This is a genomic window from Vibrio sp. 1F169 (genome assembly GCF_041439605.1).
GTDB classification, from domain to species: domain Bacteria; phylum Pseudomonadota; class Gammaproteobacteria; order Enterobacterales; family Vibrionaceae; genus Vibrio; species Vibrio tasmaniensis_A.
Window position 1 is genome coordinate 1 of sequence record NZ_JBGOOI010000114.1, and the last position, 8361, is coordinate 8361.

Below are 8361 nucleotides of genomic sequence, written 5' to 3' on the forward strand. Positions count from 1 at the left end.
TTGATACCAAGGTAAAAGAAGCCTTTGACGTTAGCAAAGAGCGAGATGGCTCAAGGCGTATTCAGAAAGAACTGGCAGAGAGCGGTGATAACCATAATGTTAAGACCATTGCCGCCAGTATGAAACGTCAGGATTTAGTAGCGAAAGCAGCTCGCAAGTTTAAGTGTACAACGGACAGTAAGCATAAAATGCCCGTTGCTCCGAACTTGCTCGCTCAAGATTTTAACGCAACGGCTCCGAATCAAAAATGGGCAGGAGACATCACTTATGTTGCCACAAGCGAAGGCTGGCTGTACTTAGCTGTCATTATTGACCTTTATTCAAGGCAAGTTATTGGTTGGTCTATGGATACGAGAATGACGGCCTCACTGGTCTGTGATGCTTTGTCGATGGCTTTATTCCGTCGAGGGTTCCCTGAGCATGTCATAACTCATAGCGATCGAGGTAGTCAGTACTGTTCGAAAGACTATCGAGACCTCATAAGCACTTATAATTTAAAACAAAGTATGAGTAGAAAAGGGAACTGTTGGGATAACGCATGTGTTGAGAGCTTCTTCCATTCACTGAAAGTTGAAGCAATTCAATATGAGCCAATTATGACGAGAGAGCAGATACGCCAAACGATCTTCGAGTACATAGAAGTTGATTATAATCGAACGAGAAGGCACAGTGCTCTTGGGTACCTAAGCCCAATGAACTTTGAAAAGCGAAATGTCGCTTAGCTAAGTGTCCAGTCTGACTGGAGCAGATCACTACTCTATTGTTAGAGTATTTAAATCGGCTTTTAGATGGAGAGTTATCTTACTCATGGTTTAATCCCTCACTTATTTGTTTCTATACAGCTAAGATGACTCTTTGGACAGCGGATGGGTTAGAGTATACCTCTACTCGTCCTCCCATTATGGATGAGTGTTTACGAGAGCTGATGCTTTGCTTTTATCCTGTTTTAGATAAGAAATGGTTTGAAGTTTCAGGAAGAGCACTGATCGATAAAGTATCAGGTGAACTGTCTAATCGTAAGTACGGTAGAAATGATGTGCTTCTTATTATTGATAATTCAGAGACCCTAGCCAAAAGTAATCAAGAAACGTCAGAGCTAGCGAGCTTTCTGAAGCTAATAGGAAAAAAAGTTGGTAGGGTAATTATTACATCCCGTCGACAAGAAAATATCGAGGCGACACCAATTTTAGTGAGTGCTTTAGATGATGATGACTGTGTTAAATTGTTGAAGAACCTTGCTAAAGATCATGGCGCTGAAGCAATTAATAAGGCGGGGAAGCCTAAGCTAAAGAAAGTAGCTAAAAAGCTCATGTACAAGCCAATTCTTATTGAAGCTTTAGTTGTTTATGTCTCGAGATCTGGCTTATCTATTGATGCTGCAATAGATAACTTGTATCAAAAGACAGATGATGATTTGTTAGAATTCTTATATGAGGATGCATGGGAAAGGTTAGAAGAAGAGCAAAAGCAGGCGTTTTACATAATCGTCTCTTTGACTAAGCCTCTTACAGATATAAGTATCGGTAAAGCATGTCAGATTGTTGAACTTCAGCACAGCGAGTTTCAAAGTAGTCTGCAAGAAACACATTTTGCAATGTTTACCGATTATGGGAACAAGTACGCTATTGAGTTGGTAGATCTTGCTAGGCGATTTTTTGAAAAAAAATTGAAAGAAGAAAGTGAGCTTTATCAGGAGAGTATCAAAGAGAATTCTATTAAGGTTGATACATATGCTACTGAGCGTGAAAGAGTAGAGCTAGAGTACATTGAAGACCGGGTTTTTGATGCATTTAGGAATGAATATGCTAAAGCAGCAAAAGTAGAAGTTGATAAAGAAAGGTATGATGAGGCTATTGAGCTATATAAGCTTGCTGTAATTGATGATCCATGTAACTCAGCATTACATGACAGGTTTGCTTGGTTGTATTTGAACAAAAAATCAGATCCAAATAACGCTTTAGTTCATGCAAAAAAAGCCGTGGAACTAAACGCCCATAATGTAGATGCATTAGTTTTGGTTGCTCTGTCGTACTACTATTCTGATGATTTGGCTAACGGTGATGTTTATATAGATCTTGCGGAAAAAGAAGGGCGAACAAAGTCTTTTTGTTTATTGAGAAAAGCAATTGCTAGATACCATTACGCGGGGAATCATACGGCCAGCATAGCAATTTTAGATGATGCTCTTTCTAAGCTCAAGCTCGCAGAGCGAGTCTCTGGCAACAAAACAGGATACGATGCTAAAAATTTAAAAGAGATAAGAAAGTATCACCAACTTGTTCTCAGACGACTGTTTTTACAACGTAAAGTGAATTGATAGAACGCTCAAGCTCTATTGGTTGATATGCTCAAATAAAAATGGTTTTTTGTGTATCGTAAAGAGTCACAATGAGACTTATGTTTGGGTTACTGCACTAAAGTTTCTCTTTATGTCACAACTTACGCTCATTGAATTTGATTTAATCTAAATGGCAGTAACACTAAAACTTAGATATTCTAAGTTTTAGTGGTGGCATGTGAAAACGGACATTCAACTTTACCCTAACGAATCGCTCGAAAGCTTCTTGTTGCGCTTATCGCATGAACAAGGCTACGAGCGATTTTCTCATTTCGCCGAAGATATCTGGTTCGACACCATGGATCAGCATGAGGCGATTGCCGGTGCTTTCCCCTTAGAGCTCGAACGAGTCAATATCTACCACGCTCAAACCACAAGCCAAATGCGGGTGCGAGTGCTTATCCACCTTGAGAACCAATTAAAGCTCAACAACTTTGGTGTACTGCGTCTAGCGTTATCACATTCAAAAGCTCAATTCTCTCCGCAATACAAAGCTGTTCATAGATTTGGTGTTGACTACCCTTATGCTTTTCTTCGCAAACGCTTCACGCCTATTTGCCCTCTGTGTATTGGTGAAGCTCCCTACATTCGCCAGCAGTGGCAATTTATCTCTCACCAAGCTTGTGAACATCATGGCTGTAAACTGATTCATCACTGCCCTGAGTGTAGTTCGAGGCTTGAATACCAAAGTACCGAGAGTATTGGCCAGTGTGAATGTGGGTATGAACTCCGAAACTCGCCAGTAGAGGGTGCTCCAGAGGCTGAGGTGTTGGTCGCTCAATGGTTGTCAGGAAGTGATTCAAAACCCTTGGGATTATTGAAAGCAGAAATGACGTTATCTGAGCGTTATGGTTTTTTTCTTTGGTATGTAAATCGTTATGGCGATATCGATGACCTCCGTTTTGAGTCATTCATTGAATATTGTGGCTCTTGGCCAACGGCATTGTGGCAAGACCTCGATGCTTTGAAAGAGAAGGCAGAGCTCGTTCGAGTAAAAGATTGGAAGAAGATGTTTTTCAATGAAGCTTTTGGGGCTCTGCTTAAAGATTGCCGTCAGTTACCCAGTCGGCAGTTGAGTCACAATATCGTGCTTACTCAGGTGTTAGCGTACTTTACACAGCTGATGGCAACAGTACCTTCAAGCGCGAAAGGAAATATCGGTGATGTACTGCTCAGCCCTCTAGAAGCTTCTACATTGCTCTCTTGCACAACGGATGAAGTGTATCGGCTGTATGAGTTTGGTGAGATTAAAGCCGCGATCAGGCCGCGAATGCATACAAAGATAGCGAGTCATGAATCGGCGTTTACTTTAAGAAGTGTCATCGAAACAAAGCTGACTCGAATGAGCTCTGAAAGTGATGGTTTAAGCGTGTATCTACCTGAGTGGTAATTATGACGAAATTAAGTGACTTATTGGCAATCGAAGACGAAGCAGTAAAGCAGATTACGCTAAAGAAGATGTTCATGCCCTATACGGAAGATGTCTGTGTTGAAGGGTGTGAAAAAGAAGCGTTGACGATCTTGCTCAATCTCAGTTCAAGCCATCAATCAGATAGGTGCTTGGATTGGTTGGATGTTGCCCGAGCTAAAAGGCATTTAAAAGCGGCTGAGAACCTAAAGGCGTCCCTTGATGAAATCAAATGGTTCCACACTCATAATCTCAAGTTTCCAGACTGCCGAGTTAAAGATCAGCGGATAATTGCACAACCTCTTGCTACAACCGAGGCGTTTATCTCAAGCTCAGTATTAGAGCAAAGCTTGGGGTGGGGACATAACTCCGCGGTGTATCGCCATACATTGTGGTTATTGAATCCTTTCAGCTGGCAATCACAGTCAGTGAGTCTTCTTTCACTTGTTCAGCAAGAAACCCCCGTTTGGGTTGAGCTGCTCAAAGAATTTGGTTTAGGTGCTAATTCACTTGCTCGCTTAAAACATACAATTGAAGAACAACTTCCTGAAAATAGTTTTCCTGACAGTGTCAGTACTTACAGCAAGCAACTGCGGTTTCCATGGGGGGATGATTATGTTTCGGTGACCCCAGTGGTCAGTCATGCCATCCAAAGAGAGTTAGAAGTGAGATCGCGAAGTCGAGAAAGTAAGCTCAGCTTTGTGTCTTCATCGCTGCCAAACTCGGCAAGTATCGGGAATCTGTGTGGCAGTTTAGGTGGGCATATGAAAGTCCTAAACTACCCGCTAGACGTCAAACCAGCGCAGGGTGGGACGTTAACTGAAAGTCGCAAAAAGAGTGGCCACTACTTTGATGACTATCAGGTAACTAACGCTAAAATTTGTCAGGTGTTAAACCACTTAATTGGGTCAGAACCTTCAAAAACACAGAAGCAAAGAGAGAGCGCTCGTAAGGTTAGAAGTAAGATATTGCGAAAGCAGATAGCCTTGTGGATGCTTCCACTAATTGAGTTAAGAGATATTGTTGATGCTGACCCTAATCAACAGCAATTGGAACATGATGACACTTTAGCTCAAGCCTTTTTGGCGCTACCAGAATCGGATCTAGGCTCTTTAGCTAGTGAATTTAACCGTCTCTTGCATCTCACGTTTCAGAATAACAAGTATGCGGCGAAGTTTGCCTATCATCCTAAGCTTATGCAGGTCGCCAAAGCCCAAATCGTATGGGTCCTCGAACAACTTAGTAAACCAACTGGCAATGAAGGTAAGGTAACGGGTGAGCAGTATATCTATTTGTCATCAATGAGAGTGCAAGATGCGGTCGCAATGAGTAGCCCATACCTGTGTGGTGCTCCTTCTTTGACGGCTATTTGGGGGTTCATGCACCATTACCAAAGAGAGTTTAATAAGCTAGTTAATTGTGATTCCCCGTTTGAGTTTTCGAGTTTCTCTTTTTATGTTCGAAGTGAAAATATTCAACCGACAGCGAAGCTTACCGAACCCAACTCAGTCGCCAAAGCACGAACGGTTTCTAACGCGAAGCGACCAACTATTCGTAGTGAACGATTGGCAGACCTAGAAATAGACCTAGTTATCAGAGTCCATAGTGACAGCCGAATTTCAGATTTTAAGTCCGCGCTTAAAACGGCACTTCCCGTTGCTTTCGCCGGAGGGGCATTATACCAACCACAGCTATCGACGCAGGTTGAGTGGCTTAAGACATTTACCAGCAGGAGTGAGCTTTTCCATGTCTTAAAAGGGTTACCAGCATACGGGCGATGGTTATATCCAAGTGAAAAACAGCCGAATGATTTTGATGAGCTAGAACGTTTAATCACTAAAGACGCTGATAACTTACCAGTTTCCATCGGCTACCATTTGTTAGAGCGTCCAACTAAACGGGGCAACTCAATCACCAGTTGTCACGCTTATGCAGAGAATGCGATAGGACTTGCTCAGCGAGTTAGCCCCATAGAAGTACGTTTTAGTGGAAGAGATCACTTTTTAAATCATGCCTTTTGGTCGATAGAATGCAGTAGCGAAACTATTCTTATAAAAAACTATAGGGATTAATTGCTTATGGAACTTTGCACTCAGCTGAATTACGTTCGATCACTCTCTGCTGGCAAAGCATATTTCTACTATCTATCTAAAAGTGGTGAGATGTGTCCCCTTGAAATTGATCGGGCTAGGTTGCGTGCACCGAAAGGTGGTTATGCAGAAGCATATAAAGGGAGCAAGTTTGTAAAAAAGAATGTTGCTCCACAAGATTTAGCTCACTCCAATCCTCAGTTCATCGAAGAGTGTTATGTCAAACCTGGGGTAGATGATATCTACTGTGCATTCCCCCTTCGAATTCGAGCCAATTCTCTAACCCCAGATATCTGTAGTGATGATGAAATCCGCTCTAAACTCTCGTTACTGGCTAAAACTTATAAAGAGCTTAACGGATATCATGAGTTAGCTCATCGGTACGCCAAGAATATCCTGCTTGGCAGTTGGCTTTGGCGCAACAGAGAGTGTCGAAAGCTGTCGATAGAAGTGACCACCAGTGATTCACAAACCTTGATTGTAGAAAACGCAACAAGGCTTTCTTGGTATGGTCATTGGGATGAAGCTTCAGCAGAATGCCTAGAAAAGCTCACAGCCTATTTGATGAGAGCCCTTTCCGATCCTACCGAATATTTCTATATGGATGTCAAAGCTAAAATTGGAGTTGGTTGGGGAGATGAGGTTTTCCCAAGCCAAGAGTTTTTAGATAGCCGAGAAGATGGTGTTCCTACTAAGCAGTTAGCTACTGTCGAACTATTGGACGGAAAAGAAACCGTTGCATTTCATGGTCAAAAAGTTGGTGCAGCGTTGCAATCGATTGACGATTGGTGGCATGAAGATGCAGATAAGCCATTAAGAGTGAATGAATACGGGGCAGACCGAGAATACGTTATAGCAAGGCGACATGTGTCCCATGGAAATGACTTTTACCAATTAGTCAGAAATACAGAGAATTGGATTGAGACAATGACCGCTTCTCAAGTCATCCCAAATGATGTGCACTTTATCATGTCTGTCTTGATCAAAGGCGGCCTCTTCAATTGTTCCAAAGCGAAGTAAGGATGACTATGACGAAGCGTTATTATTTCTTTATACGTTTTACCCCTGTTCAAGCCGACCATGAATTATTGGCAGGACGGTGTATATCCCAAATGCACTTGTTTATGGTGAATAACCGACAAGCGATGAATAGGATTGGTGTGAGCTTCCCTGATTGGAATGAATCTACAGTTGGCGAAACCATTGTCTTTGTTGCTGAAGATAAAGATATGATGATTGGGCTCTCTTTTCAGCCCTATTTTTCTTTGATGGTAAATGAAGGTTTATTTGAGATCTCTAGCGTTTGTGAGGTACCTGATACTGCGGAAGAGGTGAGGTTTACCCGTAACCAAACGATCGGGAAAAACTTTTTGGGTTCCAAGAAACGCCGAATCAAACGTAGCATGGTGAGAGCCGAACTATCTGGTGTTGAATCATCATTACCAGTCACGAATGAAGAGCGGGTCATCGATAGTTTTCATCGAATACCAATCTCTAGTGGCTCATCAGGGGAAGATTATATTCTGTTTGTACAAAAGGAGCTTGTTAGTGAGCGCGTAGCAGCAAACTTTAACAGCTATGGTTTAGCCACTAATCAAGAAAGAAAAGGCACGGTACCTGAGTTACGTGTTTGACCCTTTTTCTAAAGCTCTTTTTTAGAGATTTAAAAACAAGGACTTACAGAAGTAAGAAGAAAAAGGGTACTTTGGGATTTTGTGATGTAAAACCAGTGGCATTAACGGTTTAGTGACTATAGTTAACAGTGACCTGCCGTATAGGCAGCTAAGAAAAGTAATAAATGGGGAGGTTGGTGATCGGCTCAGTGTCCTGCCGAATAGGCAGCTAAGAATAGGCCAGGAAGAAAGCAACCTGCCTGCTGAACAAGCAGTTAGAATAAAAACCATCAAGTTTAAGCTTGGTGGTTTTTGTTTGTTTACAACCGGTTTTATTCGTCCCATTTTCTAACATGGAAATGCCGCGAAGTTTGTTTCAGCGCATTCACTCTAACGGTAGTCTAGCTGATTTTGCTATACTGCAACTTTTCTAAAATTCCTGCTAGGTTGTATGAGATGAGCAAGAAAAAGCTGACCGAAAAAGAGCTGTTAGAAGGGATTACTCCTTATAATGCCCACAGTGATTTACTCACCAGGACTGAAACAAAGCCTGATTGGGTGCCTTTCGCCGACGAGGTAGAGCGGATTACAGATGATTTAATGGCTAACCGAAATGAGGTTTTCGATGAGCTTAGTTCAGGTTTGGTGAACCCAGATATTTTTCTTTCAAACCTCAAGTTAGCACTTGATCGCCTTCCTGATGGTGATATTGAGCTTTGTGATTTGGGCAATGAAATTGGTCGGGTTATAGCTAATTTGAATTCACCAAATAAGACACTCTTACGTGAAGTAACTCATGGTATTGAACATGGTTTTGACATGATTAGCAAAGAAAGAGGAACTTCGAATGAATAAGCTTGATGAATGGGTCGACAACAATATGACATTAACCAGTATCATCATAATGGTTGT

7 protein-coding genes are annotated in these 8361 nt (G+C 41.9%); all 7 read left to right on the forward strand.

Translation table 11 applies throughout. The features are described from left to right. Window positions 1-722: IS3 family transposase (locus ACED53_RS22220; protein WP_371715307.1), on the forward strand; the 722-nt coding region annotated here is incomplete at its 5' end. 125 nt (window positions 723-847) lie between these two features. Beyond that, the gene (locus tag ACED53_RS22225) at window positions 848-2317 is read left to right on the forward strand and encodes a M48 family metallopeptidase (RefSeq protein ID WP_133153719.1); all 1470 of its coding nucleotides are present in this window, start codon (window positions 848-850) and stop codon (window positions 2315-2317) included. A 199-nt stretch (window positions 2318-2516) separates the two neighbouring features. Further along, window positions 2517-3728 (forward strand): TniQ family protein, encoded by a 1212-nt coding sequence (locus ACED53_RS22230; protein WP_017101565.1) that lies wholly within the window; start codon window positions 2517-2519, stop codon window positions 3726-3728. 2 nt (window positions 3729-3730) lie between these two features. Further along, window positions 3731-5818, forward strand: a complete 2088-nt coding sequence (locus ACED53_RS22235; protein ID WP_017101566.1) for a type I-F CRISPR-associated protein Csy2 — start codon at window positions 3731-3733, stop codon at window positions 5816-5818. 6 nt (window positions 5819-5824) lie between these two features. Beyond that, the gene (gene csy3 / locus ACED53_RS22240) at window positions 5825-6856 is read left to right on the forward strand and encodes a type I-F CRISPR-associated protein Csy3 (RefSeq protein ID WP_017101567.1); all 1032 of its coding nucleotides are present in this window, start codon (window positions 5825-5827) and stop codon (window positions 6854-6856) included. Window positions 6857-6864: 8 nt separating this feature from the next. Further along, entirely contained in the window at window positions 6865-7470 is a 606-nt protein-coding gene (cas6f, locus tag ACED53_RS22245; protein ID WP_029225561.1) for a type I-F CRISPR-associated endoribonuclease Cas6/Csy4, read from the forward strand. A 435-nt stretch (window positions 7471-7905) separates the two neighbouring features. Then, complete coding sequence (locus ACED53_RS22250; RefSeq protein WP_017098526.1) at window positions 7906-8304, forward strand: hypothetical protein; 399 nt, start codon at window positions 7906-7908, stop codon at window positions 8302-8304. The last annotated feature ends 57 nt before the right edge of the window (window positions 8305-8361 follow it).